At 55.8% G+C, this 17,359-nt stretch carries 11 protein-coding genes; 6 read left to right on the top strand and 5 right to left on the bottom strand.

Features of this window, described 5'->3' with window-relative positions:
- Nucleotides 1-3: 3 nt before the first annotated feature.
- Together ACQUTD_RS11980 and aroP are read right to left on the bottom strand one after the other, a co-directional pair.
- On the bottom strand, nucleotides 4-1,398 hold the full coding sequence (locus ACQUTD_RS11980; RefSeq protein ID WP_318377026.1) for a glycoside-pentoside-hexuronide (GPH):cation symporter: 1,395 nt from the start codon (nucleotides 1,396-1,398) through the stop codon (nucleotides 4-6).
- A 169-nt stretch (nucleotides 1,399-1,567) separates the two neighbouring features.
- A complete protein-coding gene (gene aroP, locus ACQUTD_RS11975; protein ID WP_318363875.1) occupies nucleotides 1,568-2,941 on the bottom strand; it encodes an aromatic amino acid transporter AroP in 1,374 nt (457 codons plus the stop codon).
- A gap of 552 nt (nucleotides 2,942-3,493) precedes the next feature.
- On the opposite strand from aroP, the gene pdhR reads away from it, so the two are divergent.
- The 4 genes from pdhR (at nucleotide 3,494) to lpdA (ending at nucleotide 10,581) form a co-directional block, all read left to right on the top strand.
- Complete coding sequence (pdhR, locus tag ACQUTD_RS11970; RefSeq protein WP_072570643.1) at nucleotides 3,494-4,258, top strand: pyruvate dehydrogenase complex transcriptional repressor PdhR; 765 nt, start codon at nucleotides 3,494-3,496, stop codon at nucleotides 4,256-4,258.
- 121 nt (nucleotides 4,259-4,379) lie between these two features.
- On the top strand, nucleotides 4,380-7,043 hold the full coding sequence (aceE, locus tag ACQUTD_RS11965; RefSeq protein ID WP_072570645.1) for a pyruvate dehydrogenase (acetyl-transferring), homodimeric type: 2,664 nt from the start codon (nucleotides 4,380-4,382) through the stop codon (nucleotides 7,041-7,043).
- Nucleotides 7,044-7,057: 14 nt separating this feature from the next.
- Nucleotides 7,058-8,959, top strand: a complete 1,902-nt coding sequence (gene aceF / locus ACQUTD_RS11960) for a pyruvate dehydrogenase complex dihydrolipoyllysine-residue acetyltransferase (protein ID WP_473276226.1) — start codon at nucleotides 7,058-7,060, stop codon at nucleotides 8,957-8,959.
- 197 nt (nucleotides 8,960-9,156) lie between these two features.
- On the top strand, nucleotides 9,157-10,581 hold the full coding sequence (gene lpdA, locus ACQUTD_RS11955; protein ID WP_072570823.1) for a dihydrolipoyl dehydrogenase: 1,425 nt from the start codon (nucleotides 9,157-9,159) through the stop codon (nucleotides 10,579-10,581).
- 151 nt (nucleotides 10,582-10,732) lie between these two features.
- Here the strand turns inward: lpdA and ACQUTD_RS11950 are convergent, their stop codons facing one another.
- Nucleotides 10,733-11,539, bottom strand: a complete 807-nt coding sequence (locus tag ACQUTD_RS11950) for a DUF2950 family protein (protein ID WP_473276224.1) — start codon at nucleotides 11,537-11,539, stop codon at nucleotides 10,733-10,735.
- A gap of 13 nt (nucleotides 11,540-11,552) precedes the next feature.
- Nucleotides 11,553-12,989: a DUF3300 domain-containing protein gene (locus ACQUTD_RS11945; protein WP_473276222.1), complete on the bottom strand. Its 1,437-nt coding sequence runs from the start codon at nucleotides 12,987-12,989 to the stop codon at nucleotides 11,553-11,555.
- Between the two features lie 434 nt (nucleotides 12,990-13,423).
- Here ACQUTD_RS11945 and acnB point away from each other — a divergent pair, with 434 nt between their 5' ends.
- Both acnB and yacL read left to right on the top strand, forming a co-directional pair.
- The gene (acnB, locus tag ACQUTD_RS11940; protein ID WP_099458813.1) at nucleotides 13,424-16,021 is read left to right on the top strand and encodes a bifunctional aconitate hydratase 2/2-methylisocitrate dehydratase; all 2,598 of its coding nucleotides are present in this window, start codon (nucleotides 13,424-13,426) and stop codon (nucleotides 16,019-16,021) included.
- Nucleotides 16,022-16,167: 146 nt separating this feature from the next.
- Complete coding sequence (gene yacL, locus ACQUTD_RS11935; protein WP_072570651.1) at nucleotides 16,168-16,530, top strand: protein YacL; 363 nt, start codon at nucleotides 16,168-16,170, stop codon at nucleotides 16,528-16,530.
- Nucleotides 16,531-16,564: 34 nt separating this feature from the next.
- Here yacL and speD read toward each other — a convergent pair whose 3' ends face one another.
- On the bottom strand, nucleotides 16,565-17,359 hold the full coding sequence (speD, locus tag ACQUTD_RS11930) for an adenosylmethionine decarboxylase (RefSeq protein ID WP_072570653.1): 795 nt from the start codon (nucleotides 17,357-17,359) through the stop codon (nucleotides 16,565-16,567).

Raw genomic sequence — 17,359 nt, 5'->3', positions numbered from 1 at the left:
TCCTTATGGTTTAACCGGCTGATGGGAAGCAGTCTCATTCAGCTCGCGATAATTAGTGCGACGTTTCTCCAGATCGCTCTGGATCTGTTTCATGGTTTCACGGTCGACTTTCAACAGGCGTACCACGCCCGCGGTGATCAAATAGCCCACGCCCGGAATGACGCTGAACAGCAGTACGATACCGTTAATGGCGCTTGCGCTTTGCGCTTTCGCGCCCGCGTCGTAACCATACCAGGAGAGCAGGAAGCCTACCATCGCCCCGGCAACCGCCAGACCCACTTTCAGGAAGAACAGGTTGCCGGAGAAGCTGATGCCGGTGATGCGTTTACCGGTTTTCCACTCGCCGTAGTCATCCACGTCCGCCATCAGCGACCAGTGCAGCGGGGAGGGGATTTGATGAATAACGTTAAGCAGGAAATAGAGCACCACGATAAGCGTCGTCGCCTGCGGATCCAGGAAGTAAAAGCCGCCGGAGAAAATCGCCAGCACAATGTTGGTCCAGAAGAAGACCTGCAATTTACACCAGCGGTCGGTCAGCACTTTCGCCAGCATACTGCCAATCATCATGCCCACCACGCCGAGGCTGATAAACAGGGTGGCGAAATGGGTGCTTTGTCCCATGACCCAGGTGACGTAGTACATGGTGGCCGCCATGCGGATGAAGCCGGGGCAGACGTTACACAGCGTCAGCAGCAGAATGCGAACCCACTGGTCGTTTTTCCAGACGTCTTTGAAGTCTTTTTTCAGATCGTCATTGGTCGGGACGGCGGGTTTGACGCGCTCGCGCACCGTCGCAAAGCAGTAGAGGAACATGCACATGCCGATAAACGCCAGCACCGTCATCGCCATCTGGTAGCCTTTGGCTTTATCTTCGCCGCCAAACCACTCCGCCATCGGCAGCAGCGTCAGCGACAGCAGCAGGGTGGCGATCCCCACCATCACAAAACGGTAAGACTGACAGGCAACGCGCTCTTTGGGATCGTTGGTGATCACGCTGCCCAGCGAGCAGTAAGGAATGTTGATGGCGGTATAGGTCAGCGACAGCAGAAAATAGGTGACAAACGCATAGATAACCTTGCTGTTATAGGTCCAGTCCGGCGTGGTAAACATCAGCACGCTGAACACCGCGTAAGGCACCGCAATCCATAACAGCCATGGACGAAATCGCCCATATTTGCTCTTCGTTCTGTCTGCCAGCGCGCCCATAATCGGGTCGGTTACGGCGTCAATTACGCGGATGGAAAGCAGTAATACGCCCACCAGCGCCGGAGCCAGACCAAATATGTCCGTATAGAAATAATTCACAAACAACATGATAGCGCCAAAGATAATATTACATCCGGCGTCTCCCATTCCGTAGCCGATCTTTTCTTTGACTGACAGTTTAGCGTTGTCCATCGACAATTCTCCCGTTGAGATATGGAGAGAATTATTCGCACGCTATGACTTTTTTGCGTAGCAGGTTTAAGTTAAAGAGATGGACAAAATGGCTATGCAGGGGAAAGTGTGAACCAGGTAACAGGGGCGGGTCCCCCTCGCCCGAAGGAGAGGGGGGAAAGCAACAAGATTAATGCGCTTTTGCGGTTTTCAGGTTCTTCTGTTTGAAGAAGTAACCGACGGCAAGGATGAGCATCCACACCGGGATCAGCCAGACGGAGATCGCCATGCCCGGGGTCATCGCCATAATCACCAGCACTGCCGCCATAAAGAGCAGGCAGATCCAGTTACCCAGCGGATAGAACAGGGCAGGGAAGCGGGTTTTCACACCCTGTAGATCCTTTGCGCGGCGGAACTTCATGTGCGCCAGGCTTATCATCGCCCAGTTGATCACCAGCGCCGAAACCACCAGCGCCATCAGCAGGCCGAAGGCTTCGCCCGGTGCCAGGTAGTTGATCAGCACGCACAGCGCGGTAAAGAGCGCAGAGATGAGAATGGTGCCCACCGGCACGCCGCGTTTATCCACTTTCGCCAGCACTTTCGGCGCGTTGCCCTGTTGCGCCAGACCGAACAGCATACGGCTGTTGCAGTACACGCAGCTGTTGTACACCGACAGCGCGGCGGTCAGCACTACAATGTTCAGGGCGTTAGCCACGAAGGTGTCGCCCAGCTCATGGAAGATCAACACGAAGGGGCTGGTGTCGGCGGTCACGCGCGTCCACGGCAGCAGTGACAGCAGCACCGCCAGCGAGCCCACATAGAAGATCAGAATGCGGTAGATCACCTGGTTGGTGGCTTTCGGGATGCTGACCTGCGGGTTATCGGCTTCGGCGGCGGTAATGCCCACCAGCTCCAGCCCGCCGAAGGAGAACATGATGATCGCCATCATCATCACCAGCCCGGTAAAGCCGTTAGGCAGGAATCCGCCCTGTTCCCAGAGGTTGCGCACGGTAGCCTGTGGACCGGCGCTGTCGCTGAACAGCAGCCAGCCGCCGAACAGGATCATCGCCACGACCGCGATCACTTTGATAATGGCAAACCAGAACTCCATCTCGCCAAACACTTTCACGTTGGTGAGGTTAATGGCGTTGATTAAAACGAAGAACACGGCGGCCGACGCCCAGGTCGGGATCTCCGGCCACCAGAACTGGATGTATTTACCGACGGCGGTCAGTTCCGCCATGGCAACCAGTACGTACAGCACCCAGTAGTTCCAGCCGGACGCGAAGCCCGCGAAACCGCCCCAGTATTTATAGGCAAAATGGCTGAACGAACCGGCTACCGGCTCTTCAACCACCATCTCGCCCAACTGGCGCATGATCAGAAAAGCGATAAAACCTGCAATCGCATAGCCGAGAATAATTCCCGGCCCGGCGGACTGGATGACTGACGCGCTGCCCAGAAACAGGCCAGTCCCGATAGCTCCACCCAGCGCAATAAGCTGAATGTGGCGGTTTTTAAGCCCGCGCTTCAGCAGTTCACCGTGCTGTTGACCTTCCATCATGAAACCTCGTGTGTGGTTATTATTAGTACGCTGTTGTGTGCGTGTACGGATGAAATTCCATTTGTTGTATTTATATGTTTACGAAAGGTCTTTCTTAAATATGGCGCTGAGTCTTTCGTCTGCATCAGAATAGTGGTAAGCGCATGCGAATGCACCTGCTTTATTAGGGGCGCATGACGACTGAATAAAAAGAAACCAATTGTAAATAGTAGCCATTCCTCCTCTTCATTACCTCAAATGCATAATTCCACTCCAGAAATGGGTATTTACTCGTTTTTCGTGCGACTGAATCGGTTCACTTTACCGGTCAGGCGTTTCACATAAGTTAAATATGCCTCTTTATGAGTAGCAGGTTCATTTGTGCGAAGTTACATTTCTGAAACGTTATTTCTGTAATGTTGTTAAAATGTGCGTGGTTCCCTGATTTCAATCAAAACCTGTATGGACAGAAGGTGAATACTTTGTTACTTTAGCGTCAAGAACATGAAATTGGTCAGACCAATTGACTCCGGTTAAATGGCACTCCGGGAAAACGGCTTAGGACAGGGAACAATGGCCTACAGTAAAATCCGCCAACCTAAATTATCCGATGTGATAGAGCAGCAACTGGAGTTTTTGATCCTTGAAGGGACATTGCGCCCCGGTGAAAAACTTCCTCCGGAACGTGAGCTGGCTAAACAGTTCGACGTTTCCCGTCCTTCGCTGCGCGAGGCGATCCAACGCCTTGAAGCCAAGGGCCTGCTACTGCGTCGCCAGGGCGGTGGTACCTTTGTCCAGAGTAACCTGTGGCAGAGCTTCAGCGATCCGCTGGTAGAGCTTTTGTCCGATCACCCCGAATCCCAGTTTGACCTCCTCGAGACGCGCCACGCGCTGGAAGGCATTGCCGCCTATTACGCGGCCTTGCGTGGCACCGACGACGATCGCGCGCGCATCCGCGAGCTGCATCAGGCGATCGAGCGCGCGCAGGAGTCCGGGGATCTCGATGCCGAAGCCGATGCCGTCGTCCTGTATCAGATTGCCGTCACCGAAGCGGCGCACAATGTGGTTTTGCTGCATTTGCTACGCTGCATGGAACCAATGATGGCGCAGAACGTTCGTCAGAATTTTGAATTGCTGTATGCCCGCCGGGAAATGCTCCCGCTGGTAAGCAACCATCGCTCCAGAATTTTTGAGGCGATTATCGCCAGAGAGCCGGAGCAGGCGCGTGAAGCGTCTCACCGGCATCTGGCGTTTATTGAGGAAATATTGCTGGACCGCAGCCGTGAGCAGAGCCGTCGTGAACGCTCAATGCGCCGCCTACAGCAAAGAAAGGATTAAGCGCCATAATTTAGAGCGCGGCAACTAAACGCAGAACCTGTCTTATTGTGTTTTCTGCCGAAAATACAATGGGACAGGTTCCAGATTAATCAACGAAAATTAGATAGATAAGGAAAAACCCATGTCAGATCGTTTAATCAATGACGTGGATCCGATCGAAACTCGCGACTGGCAACAGGCGATCGAATCGGTCATCCGTGAAGAAGGTGTTGAGCGCGCTCAGTATCTGATTGACCAGTTACTGTCTCAGGCCCGCAAAGGCGGCGTTAACGTGGCAGCTGGTTCAAACGCTCGCAACTATGTAAATACTATTGCCGTTGAAGATGAGCCGGAATACCCGGGTAATCTGGAGCTGGAACGTCGCATTCGTTCTGCTATCCGCTGGAACGCCATCATGACCGTGCTGCGTGCGTCTAAAAAAGACCTCGAGCTGGGCGGCCACATGGCGTCTTTCCAGTCTTCTGCGACTGTGTATGAAGTTTGCTTCAACCACTTCTTCCGCGCACGCAGCGAGAAAGACGGTGGCGATCTGGTGTACTTCCAGGGCCACATCTCTCCGGGCGTTTACGCTCGCGCATTCCTGGAAGGTCGTCTGACTGAAGAGCAGATGAACAACTTCCGTCAGGAAGTACACGGCAATGGCCTGTCTTCCTACCCGCACCCGAAACTGATGCCGGAATTCTGGCAGTTCCCGACCGTCTCTATGGGTCTGGGTCCGATTGGTGCGATCTACCAGGCTAAATTCCTGAAATATCTGGAACACCGTGGTCTGAAAGATACTTCCCAGCAAACCGTTTACGCCTTCCTTGGCGACGGCGAGATGGATGAGCCGGAATCCAAAGGCGCGATCACCATCGCGACCCGTGAAAAACTGGATAACCTGGTCTTCGTTATCAACTGTAACCTGCAACGTCTGGACGGCCCGGTAACCGGTAACGGCAAAATCATCAACGAACTGGAAGGCATCTTCGAAGGCGCTGGCTGGAACGTGATCAAGGTGATGTGGGGCGGTCGTTGGGATGAGCTGCTGCGTAAAGACACCAGCGGTAAACTGATCCAGCTGATGAACGAAACCGTTGACGGCGACTATCAGACCTTCAAATCCAAAAACGGCGCGTACGTTCGTGAGCACTTCTTCGGTAAATACCCGGAAACTGCCGCGCTGGTTGCCGACTGGTCTGACGATGAGATCTGGGCACTGAACCGCGGTGGCCACGATCCGAAGAAAGTCTACGCTGCATTCAAGAAAGCGCAGGAAACCAAAGGCAAAGCAACAGTCATCCTGGCCCATACCATCAAAGGTTACGGCATGGGCGACACCGCTGAAGGTAAAAACATCGCCCACCAGGTGAAGAAAATGAACATGGACGGTGTACGTTACATCCGTGATCGTTTCAATGTGCCGGTGACCGATGAGCAGGTTGAGAAGCTGTCCTACATTACCTTCCCGGAAGGTTCTGAAGAGCACACTTATCTGCACGCCCAGCGTCAGAAGCTGAACGGTTATCTGCCGTCTCGCCAGCCGAAATTCTCTGAGAAGCTTGAGCTGCCGACCCTGGCTGACTTCAACCAGCTGCTGGAAGAACAGAACAAAGAGATCTCCACCACTATCGCCTTCGTGCGTGCCCTGAACGTGATGCTGAAGAACAAGTCGATCAAAGATCGCCTGGTGCCGATCATCGCCGACGAAGCGCGTACTTTCGGTATGGAAGGTCTGTTCCGTCAGATTGGTATTTACAGCCCGAACGGCCAGCAGTACACCCCGCAGGACCGTGAGCAGGTTGCGTACTACAAAGAAGACGAGAAAGGTCAGATCCTGCAGGAAGGTATCAACGAGCTGGGCGCAGGTTCTTCCTGGCTGGCCGCTGCGACCTCTTACAGCACCAACGATCTGCCGATGATCCCGTTCTACATCTACTACTCCATGTTCGGTTTCCAGCGTATCGGCGACCTGTGCTGGGCAGCAGGCGATCAGCAGGCACGTGGCTTCCTGATCGGCGGGACTTCTGGTCGTACTACGCTGAACGGCGAAGGTCTGCAGCACGAAGATGGTCACAGCCACATTCAGTCGCTGACCATCCCGAACTGTATCTCTTACGATCCGGCTTACGCCTACGAAGTTGCTGTCATCATGCATGACGGTCTGCATCGTATGTACGGTGAAGCGCAAGAGAACGTGTACTACTACATCACCACGCTGAACGAAAACTACCATATGCCAGCGATGCCGGAAGGCGCCGAGGAAGGGATCCGTAAAGGTATCTACAAACTCGAAACTGTCGAAGGCGCGAAAGGTAAAGTTCAGCTGCTGGGCTCCGGTTCTATCCTGCGTCACGTACGTGAAGCAGCGCAGATCCTGGCGAAAGACTACGGTATCGGTTCTGACGTGTTCAGCGTGACCTCCTTCACCGAACTGGCGCGCGATGGCCAGGATTGTGAGCGCTGGAACATGCTGCACCCGACCGACGAGCCGCGCGTACCGTACGTTGCACAGGTTCTGAGCGACGCACCGGCAGTGGCATCAACTGACTATATGAAACTGTTCGCTGAGCAGATCCGTAACTTCATCCCGGCAAGCGATTACCGCGTACTGGGTACTGATGGCTTCGGTCGCTCTGACAGCCGTGAAAACCTGCGTCACCACTTCGAAGTTGATGCTTCTTATGTGGTTGTTGCAGCACTGGGCGAACTGGCTAAACGTGGCGACATCGACAAGAAAGTAGTTGCAGAAGCAATTACCAAATTCAACATCGATGCAGATAAAGTTAACCCGCGTCTGGCGTAAGAGGTAAAAGAAGAATGGCTATCGAAATCAATGTACCGGACATCGGGGCTGATGAAGTTGAAATCACCGAGATCCTGGTCAAAGTGGGCGACAAAGTTGAAGCTGAACAGTCGCTGATCACCGTAGAAGGCGACAAAGCCTCTATGGAAGTCCCGTCACCTCAGGCTGGCGTTGTTAAAGAGATCAAAGTCTCTGTTGGCGACAAAACCGAGACTGGCAAACTGATCATGATTTTCGATTCCGCTGACGGTGCTGCTGATGCAGCACCTGCGAAAGCAGAAGAGAAGAAAGAAGCAGCACCGGCAGCAGCCTCTGCACCGGCTGCGGCGGCTGCCAAAGACGTCAACGTACCGGATATCGGCGGCGACGAAGTTGAAGTCACCGAGATCATGGTTAAAGTCGGCGACAAAGTGGCTGCTGAGCAGTCGCTGATCACTGTGGAAGGCGACAAAGCCTCTATGGAAGTCCCGGCACCGTTCGCGGGCACCGTGAAAGAAATTAAAATCAGCACCGGCGACAAAGTGTCCACCGGCTCCTTGATCATGGTCTTCGAAGTGGAAGGCGCCGCTCCGGCTGCCAGCGACGCGAAACCGCAGGTGAAAGAAGAAGCGGCTTCTGCTCCGGCAGCAGCGGCGGGCGCGAAAGACGTAAACGTACCGGACATCGGCGGTGATGAAGTTGAAGTGACCGAAGTGATGGTGAAAGTGGGCGACAAAGTTGCCGCTGAGCAGTCACTGATCACTGTGGAAGGCGACAAAGCCTCCATGGAAGTTCCGGCACCGTTCGCGGGCACCGTGAAAGAAATCAAAATCAGCACCGGCGACAAAGTGTCTACCGGCTCCCTGATCATGGTCTTCGAAGTGGAAGGCGCAGCCCCGGCTGCGGCTCCGGCTGCGGCCAAACAGGATGCAGCACCAGCACCGGCGGCAAAAGCACCGGCCGCCGCTGCACCGGCGAAAGCGGAAGGCAAATCTGAGTTTGCTGAAAATGACGCTTACGTCCACGCAACGCCGCTGATCCGCCGCCTGGCGCGCGAATTCGGCGTGAACCTGGCGAAAGTGAAAGGCACGGGTCGTAAAGGCCGTATCCTGCGCGAAGACGTTCAGGCTTACGTGAAAGACGCGGTGAAACGCGCTGAAGCGGCACCTGCTGCTGCCACCGGCGGCGGTCTGCCTGGCATGCTGCCATGGCCGAAAGTGGACTTCAGCAAGTTCGGTGAAGTGGAAGAAGTTGAACTGGGCCGTATCCAGAAAATCTCTGGTGCTAACCTGAGCCGTAACTGGGTGATGATCCCGCACGTTACGCACTTCGACAAAACCGATATCACTGACCTGGAAGCGTTCCGTAAGCAGCAGAACGCCGAAGCTGAGAAGCGCAAACTGGACGTGAAATTCACCCCGGTTGTCTTCATCATGAAAGCCGTTGCCGCTGCACTTGAGCAGATGCCTCGCTTCAACAGCTCCCTGTCTGAAGATGCACAGCGTCTGACGCTGAAGAAATACATCAACATCGGTGTGGCCGTTGATACCCCGAATGGCCTGGTGGTTCCAGTGTTCAAAGACGTGAACAAGAAGAGCATCACCGAGCTGTCCCGCGAACTGACCGTGATCTCCAAAAAAGCACGTGACGGTAAGCTGACGGCTGGCGAAATGCAGGGCGGTTGCTTCACCATCTCCAGCATCGGTGGCCTGGGTACCACGCACTTCGCGCCGATCGTTAACGCGCCGGAAGTGGCTATCCTCGGTGTGTCCAAATCCGCGATGGAGCCGGTCTGGAATGGTAAAGAGTTCGTGCCGCGTCTGATGATGCCGATCTCTCTGTCCTTCGACCACCGCGTGATCGACGGTGCTGATGGTGCGCGTTTCATCACCATCATCAATAACATGCTGTCTGATATTCGCCGTCTGGTGATGTAAATAAGAAAGCCGGCCTGACGGTCGGCTTTTTTCTGGTAATCTCGTTATGTTATTGGGGTTATTGGGACAAAGGACAACTCGTTTACCGTTTGTTGTTTCAAAATTGTTAACAATTTTGTACTATGCGGGCGGATAGAACGTCCCGGCGATGAAGGGCGATACGTCCCTGGACTGCCGGAAATCAATAAGAGGTCATGATGAGTACTGAAATCAAAACTCAGGTCGTGGTACTTGGGGCAGGCCCGGCAGGTTACTCTGCTGCCTTCCGTTGCGCTGATTTAGGTCTGGAAACCGTCATTGTTGAACGTTACAACACCCTCGGCGGTGTTTGTCTGAACGTCGGCTGTATCCCTTCTAAAGCGCTGCTGCACGTTGCTAAAGTTATCGAAGAAGCCAAAGCGCTGGCTGAGCACGGTATCGTCTTCGGCGAACCGAAAACCGATATCGACAAGATTCGTACCTGGAAAGAAAAAGTCATCACCCAACTGACTGGCGGTCTGGCCGGTATGGCAAAAGGCCGTAAAGTGAAAGTGGTGAACGGTCTGGGTAAATTCACCGGGGCTAACACCCTGGAAGTGGAAGGCGAAAACGGCAAAACCGTAATCAACTTCGACAACGCGATCATCGCGGCGGGTTCCCGTCCGATCGAACTGCCGTTCATTCCGCATGAAGATCCGCGCGTATGGGATTCCACCGACGCCCTGGAGCTGAAAGAAGTACCTAAGCGCCTGCTGGTTATGGGTGGCGGTATCATTGGTCTGGAAATGGGCACCGTATACCATGCGCTGGGTTCAGAGATCGACGTGGTTGAAATGTTCGACCAGGTGATCCCGGCGGCTGACAAAGATATCGTTAAAGTCTTCACCAAGCGCATCAGCAAGAAATTTAATCTGATGCTGGAAACCAAAGTGACTGCCGTTGAAGCTAAAGAAGACGGTATTTACGTTTCCATGGAAGGCAAAAAAGCCCCTGCTGAAGCGCAGCGTTATGACGCCGTGCTGGTGGCTATCGGCCGTGTGCCGAACGGTAAAAACCTCGACGCAGGCAAAGCTGGCGTGGAAGTGGACGACCGTGGCTTTATCCGTGTCGACAAACAGCTGCGTACCAACGTACCGCACATCTTCGCTATCGGCGATATCGTCGGTCAGCCGATGCTGGCGCACAAAGGCGTTCACGAAGGTCACGTTGCCGCTGAAGTTATCGCCGGCATGAAGCACTACTTCGATCCGAAAGTGATCCCGTCCATCGCGTACACCGAGCCGGAAGTTGCCTGGGTTGGTCTGACCGAGAAAGAAGCGAAAGAGAAAGGCATCAGCTACGAAACCGCCACCTTCCCGTGGGCTGCTTCTGGCCGTGCTATCGCGTCCGACTGCGCAGACGGTATGACCAAACTGATTTTCGACAAAGAGACTCACCGTGTGATCGGTGGCGCTATTGTCGGTACCAACGGCGGCGAGCTGTTGGGCGAAATCGGTCTGGCTATCGAAATGGGCTGTGACGCGGAAGATCTGGCGCTGACTATCCATGCGCACCCGACTCTGCATGAGTCCGTGGGCCTGGCTGCTGAAGTGTTCGAAGGTAGCATCACCGACCTGCCGAACCCGAAAGCGAAAAAGAAGTAAGCGTCTGAGTTTGTGTTGCCGGGTGGCGGCTTCGCCTTACCCGGCCTGCGAATTTAAAAGACGTAGGCCCGGCAAGCTTGCGCCGCCGGGCAAACAGGACCGGACATTAAAGCGGCTTAAAAGCCGCTTTTTTTATGCCTGCGTTTTACCTTCAGGGCTGCACTGGTTGCCACTGCTCGTCCGGCGTAAACTGCGTTATCCCCGCAATCTGCTGTGCCGTCTGCGCGCCGAAATCCCGCTGATATACCCGATCCTGACCGTCAATCACAAAGGTGGCGACGCCGGTTTTGCCGTAGTCCAGCGGCCACGCCAGCAGCGCGGCAGGCGCATCATTACCTTGCCCCTTACCCGTCAGCAACCGGAAACGATAGCCGTGATAACCCTCGCCGGGCGCGGTCGGGCTGAACGCCGGGCCAAGCGGGCTGGGCGCTTCCCCCGGTGACACCGGCCAGTAGAGGCCATCTTTTTTACCCTCGCTGCTGATAAGCTTCTGCGCATAATGGTGGTTAAGGGCGAAGTAATCCCGCTGCGCGTCCAAATAAGCCTGGAGCGCGTTAATAGCTGACAGCTCATTGCGCCCGAGGGTACGGGTGAGGATTTCGTCGGCGGCGCGTGCGGTATCAAACTGCCAGCCCGCGGCGGTTTTCACCATCGGGATGGGGAGCTGCCACTGACCGCGCCCGACGCTCAGGTGCGCCACGCCGTTCTGCTCATCAATCTGATGGCTTATCTGCCAGTCGCGCAGAAAACGCGCCACGGCTTGCGCATCTGCCCCGTCCGGCGGCAGGATCTGCTGCCAGTCATCGCCGAGCAGTTGCGTCAGCACGCTGTCATTTTGATCCTGGATGGCGCTGACTAGCGTACTGGCGGCCTGCTCCGGCGTGCTGAACGCCTGCTGCGCCTGACCCATCACCGGTAACATCAGCAGCAATCCGGCGATAATTTTCTGTAGTTTCATGATCCCTGCCTGATTAACGACGGTTAAGTTCACGGCGTTCGGCCGCATGTTCACGTAACGAGCTGCGCTGTTCGCGGTTCAGACGCTGGCGGCTCTGCTCGCCGCGCTGACGCTGCGCCTGCCAGGAGGGGGAACGGCTGTCATTGCCACTCAACGCCGTGGCACGGGAAGCGCTCTGGCGCTGTTGCAGCTTTTCCCGCCGCTGTTGCTGTTGCGGCGTCGGGTTATCGTGGCGGGCTTTGATGGCTTCACGGCGCTGTTGCTGCTGCGCGGTGGGATTGTCCCGGCGGGCCTGTATCGCCTCGCGTTTCTGCTGCGCCGTGGACTGGTTGAACTGAGTTTTTGCCGCCTCGCGACGGGCGATGATGGTGGGGGTATCGTAACCGCGATAATTATTGCGCTGCGCGATCTGGTTTAACTGCTTTGCTGCCGTCTGACGCTGCGCATCGCGGGAGGGCAGGTTATTACGGAAGGCAGGATTGTGCTGCCACACCACAGTGTCATTTTGGGTGACCAGCCTGCCACCGGAAATGCGGTTGAAGTTATTGACGTTGATATTGATGTTATCGCCGTTGTGGTCGTAGCCTCGATGGTAATGATCGTCATCGTCATCCCAGTCAATATCGCTGAACAGCGCATAAGTGGTGGCGACGCCGAGGCTGAAACCTAAGCCCCGCACCAGGCTGTCGGTGAACTGCTGGCCGGGAGGCGGCGGCAGATACACCGGCGGATAGGCGGGCGTCGGCCAGCTGCCGTACACTACGGTCGGGTTATAGCTCGGGACATACACCACCTCCGGATCGGCGGGTTCGATTTTGATCACCGTCGGGGCTGGCGTACTCACCACGGTAGTGCTGCCGGACGCGGATTGCGGCGCGGTACTGCTTTTCGCCGGTACGGTGCTGACTTTCTGCTGCGGCGTGGAGGTGAGCGCGCCCGTCTGCTGCGCCAGCGCGCGCAGCTTCTGCACTGAATCCATTACCTCTTTCGGCTGCGCCAGAAAGGCATCGCCGAGGCTTTGCACCCACTGCGGATTTTCCCCCATCAATGCCATCAGCGACGGAAAGGCCACCAGCGATCTGACGCTCGGATCCCAGGGCTGGTTAATCACCGCCTGGATCGCCGCGTCGCCCTGGAGCGTGGGATTATCCTGCGACCACTGCGCCGCCTGCACGACGTTCGCGGGGTAGGTGGCGGCCATCAGCACCTGCGAAAGCAGCGCGTCCGGGTAGAGCGCGATTGGTGCCACCCACTGATCGATTTGCGCCGTGGTAAAGGTTGGGGTGGCGACCGGCGGAGCGGGCGGCGGGGCGGGCCTAACCGGCTGGGCGACAACGGCAGGCGGCGGTGTTTCAGGCGTCCTGCTTTTGACATACAGCACGCCCGAGGCGGCTAAAATCCCGACGCTGCACAGCAGCATCAGGAGTTGAGGTTTGAATGGCAACTTCATGAGGTTCTCCCGGTATCCGGTGGGATACACGCGATTAAACACAGGCCAGATGGCGGTAAATGCCCGCGAGTATAAAGCGCTGATTGTTTATTTTTTGATTAAAACAGGCATCGCGCTCTGGCCCGTCCATAACCGGACAACAAGAGTGTTAGTAAACATTGCAAAGCGTAGGGATAAGCCCTTTTGCAGAGTCAGCCGTGGGGGATAAAAAGGTATTTTCGTCTGCCGGAGAAGCCCTGTGAAAGAGAGGTGTATCGCCCGTAACGATTCAGCTAATTTTTAATGTTGCTTTTTTGTAAACAGATTAACACCCCCTTTAAATCCTGCTATGCTGCCCGTCGCGGTACCGGGCTTTTACCCTACAAACTGCTGTCTCACAGGAGCGTGAAGAAACTGCCGGCCGCACTATGACAATGAGAGCGAGGAGAACCGTCGTGCTAGAAGAATACCGTAAGCACGTAGCTGAACGTGCCGCTGAAGGGATTGCACCAAAACCCTTAGATGCCACGCAAATGGCTGCGCTGGTCGAGCTGCTGAAGTCCCCGCCAGTGGGCGAAGAAGAATTCCTGTTAGATCTGTTAGCCAACCGTGTCCCGCCGGGCGTTGATGAAGCCGCCTACGTTAAAGCCGGTTTCCTTGCAGCCGTCGCCAAAGGCGAAACCGCCTCTCCGCTGGTCACTCCGGAAAAAGCCATTGAACTGCTGGGCACCATGCAGGGTGGTTACAACATCCATCCGCTGATCGACGCGCTGGACGATGCTAAGCTGGCGCCGGGTGCCGCCAAAGCGCTGTCCCACACGCTGCTGATGTTCGACAACTTCTACGACGTGGAAGAGAAAGCCAAAGCGGGCAACGCTTACGCACAGCAGGTGATGCACTCCTGGGCCGAGGCCGAATGGTTCCTGAGCCGTCCACCGCTGGCTGAAAAAATTACCGTCACCGTCTTTAAAGTGACCGGCGAAACCAACACCGACGATCTCTCTCCGGCGCCGGATGCCTGGTCGCGCCCGGATATTCCGCTGCACGCGCTGGCGATGCTGAAAAACGCCCGTGAAGGCATTGTGCCGGATCAGCCGGGTAGCGTTGGCCCGATCAAACAGATCGAAGAGCTGAACAAAAAAGGCTTCCCGCTGGCCTACGTGGGCGACGTGGTCGGTACCGGTTCATCCCGTAAATCCGCCACCAACTCCGTACTCTGGTTTATGGGCGACGACATTCCGAACGTGCCGAACAAGCGCGGCGGCGGTCTGGTGCTGGGCGGCAAAATCGCGCCAATCTTCTTCAACACCATGGAAGATGCCGGCGCGCTGCCGATTGAAGTGGACGTGAACGCGCTGAACATGGGCGACGTGATTGACGTCTACCCGTTCAAAGGCGAAGTGCGTAACCACGAAACTGGCGAACTGCTGGCGAACTTTGAACTGAAAACCGACGTGCTGATCGACGAAGTGCGCGCCGGTGGCCGTATTCCGCTGATTATCGGTCGTGGCCTGACCACCAAAGCGCGTGAAGCGCTGGGTCTGCCGCACAGTGAAGTCTTCCGTATTGCCAAGCCGGTGGCGGCGAGCGATAAAGGTTTCTCACTGGCGCAGAAAATGGTGGGCCGCGCCTGTGGCGTGAAGGGCGTGCGTCCTGGCGAATACTGCGAACCGAAAATGACCTCGGTGGGCTCGCAGGACACCACCGGGCCGATGACCCGTGATGAACTGAAAGACCTGGCCTGTCTGGGCTTCTCTGCCGATCTGGTGATGCAGTCCTTCTGCCACACCGCGGCCTATCCGAAGCCAGTGGACGTCACCACGCACCACACACTGCCGGACTTTATTATGAACCGCGGCGGCGTCTCGCTGCGTCCGGGCGACGGCATCATCCACTCATGGCTGAACCGTATGCTGCTGCCGGATACCGTGGGTACCGGCGGTGACTCCCATACCCGTTTCCCGATTGGCATCTCCTTCCCGGCAGGCTCTGGTCTGGTGGCCTTCGCCGCCGCGACCGGCGTGATGCCGCTGGATATGCCGGAATCGGTGCTGGTGCGCTTTAAAGGCCAGATGCAGCCGGGTATCACCTTGCGCGATCTGGTGCACGCCATCCCGCTGTATGCCATTCGCCAGGGTCTGCTGACCGTTGAGAAGAAAGGGAAGAAAAACATCTTCTCTGGTCGCATCCTGGAAATCGAAGGGCTGCCGGAGCTGAAAGTGGAGCAGGCGTTTGAACTGGCGGATGCGTCAGCGGAACGTTCTGCGGCGGGCTGTACTATCAAGCTTGATAAAGCGCCGATTGAAGAATACCTGACCTCCAACATCGTCCTGCTGAAGTGGATGATTGCGGAAGGCTACGGCGACCGCCGTACGCTGGAGCGTCGTATTCAGGGCATGGAAAAATGGCTGGCGGATCCGCAGCTGATGGAAGCCGATGCTGACGCCGAATACGCGGCAGTGATCGACATCGATCTGGCAGATATCAAAGAGCCGATCCTGTGTGCACCGAACGATCCGGATGATGCGCGTCTGCTGTCTGACGTGGCGGGTGAGAAGATTGACGAAGTGTTTATCGGTTCGTGCATGACCAACATCGGTCACTTCCGCGCGGCCGGTAAGCTGCTGGACAACCATAAAGGCCAGCTGCCGACCCGTCTGTGGGTCGCGCCGCCAACCCGTATGGATGCCGCGCAGCTCACCGAAGAGGGCTACTACAGCGTGTTTGGTAAGAGCGGCGCGCGCGTTGAGATCCCGGGCTGTTCACTGTGCATGGGTAACCAGGCGCGTGTGGCAGACGGCTCAACGGTAGTGTCCACTTCGACGCGTAACTTCCCGAACCGTCTGGGCACCGGCGCGAACGTGTTCCTGGCGTCCGCAGAGCTGGCGGCGGTCTCTTCCCTGCTCGGCAAACTGCCGACGCCGGAGGAGTACCAGACCTATATGGCGCAGGTCGATAAGACCGCAGTAGACACCTATCGCTATCTGAACTTCGACAAACTCGGTCAGTACACCGAAAAAGCTGACGCGGTGATCTTCCAGACTGCCGTGTAAGTGAGCATTCTCCACTGGTGAGAAAACAAGGGTGAGGGCGGTGATCCGCGCTCACCCTTTTTATTTCTATATCCTCCGCCCGTCCCGCTGTTTTTCTTTCCCGCTGCTGCGATAATTACCCCATTGCTGGATCAGAGGAATGCATCATGGATTACGAATTTTTGCGTGATATCACCGGCGTGGTGAAGGTACGCATGTCGATGGGCCACGAGGTGGTCGGTCACTGGTTTAATGAAGAAGTGAAAGAGAACCTCGCCCTGCTTGATGAAGTGGAAGCGGCGGCGCGGACAGTGAAAGGCAGCGAGCGTCAGTGGCAGCGCGTCGGACACGAATACACCCTGTGGATGGACGGCGAAGAGATCATCGTGCGCGCCAACCAGCTGGAGTTTTCCGGCGACGAGATGGAAGAGGGGATGAATTACTACGACGAGGAGAGCCTGTCGCTGTGCGGCGTGGAGGATTTCCTGCAAGTGGTGAAAGCGTACCGCGAATTCCTGCAGCAGAAATAATCATTACGGAGCGTCCCTGCTCCGTAAACCAGTCTTACACGGCGGGAATATTGCGGCCGTAATAGATTTCGCGCATCTCTTTCCACAGCGCTTCGGTGATCACTTTACGCTCGTCGGCGGTGAGATCTTCCGGGCGGGTGTGGAACATATAGTGTTTCAGGTCGAATTCTTTCAGCAACATCTTGGTGTGGAAGATATTTTCCTGATAAACGTTCACATCCACCATGTCATACAGCGCTTTCATGTCATCGGACAGGAAGTTCTGAATCGAATTGATTTCATGATCGATAAAGTGTTTTTTACCCGACACGTCGCGGGTAAAGCCGCGCACGCGATAGTCAACGGTCACAATATCGGACTCAAGCTGGTGGATTAAATAATTCAGGGCTTTCAGCGGTGAAATCACCCCACAGGTCGAGACTTCAATATCCGCGCGGAAGGTGCACAGTCCGCCCTCCGGATGGCTTTCCGGGTAGGTGTGAACGCAGATATGGCTCTTGTCGAGGTGAGCTACCACGGTTTCCGGCAGCGGGCCGGGATGTTCAGTGTTGTCGATCAGATGCGGTTCAACGGGCTCTTCGCTGACGAGGATCGTCACGCTGGCGCCCTGCGGCTCATAATCCTGACGGGCGATATTCAGGATATTCGCGCCAATAATCGAACAGGTTTCCGTCAGGATCTCCGTCAGTCGATTGGCGTTATAGAGTTCATCGATATAGGCGATATAACCATCGCGCTCTTCAGCCGTATTGGCATAACAGATATCGTAAATACAAAAACTCAGGCTTTTGGTCAGGTTATTAAAGCCATGTAGTTTAAGCTTTTTCAA

This window comes from Enterobacter sp. K510 (assembly GCF_055804875.1).
This window is presented reverse-complemented; position numbering and strand designations above follow the sequence as displayed.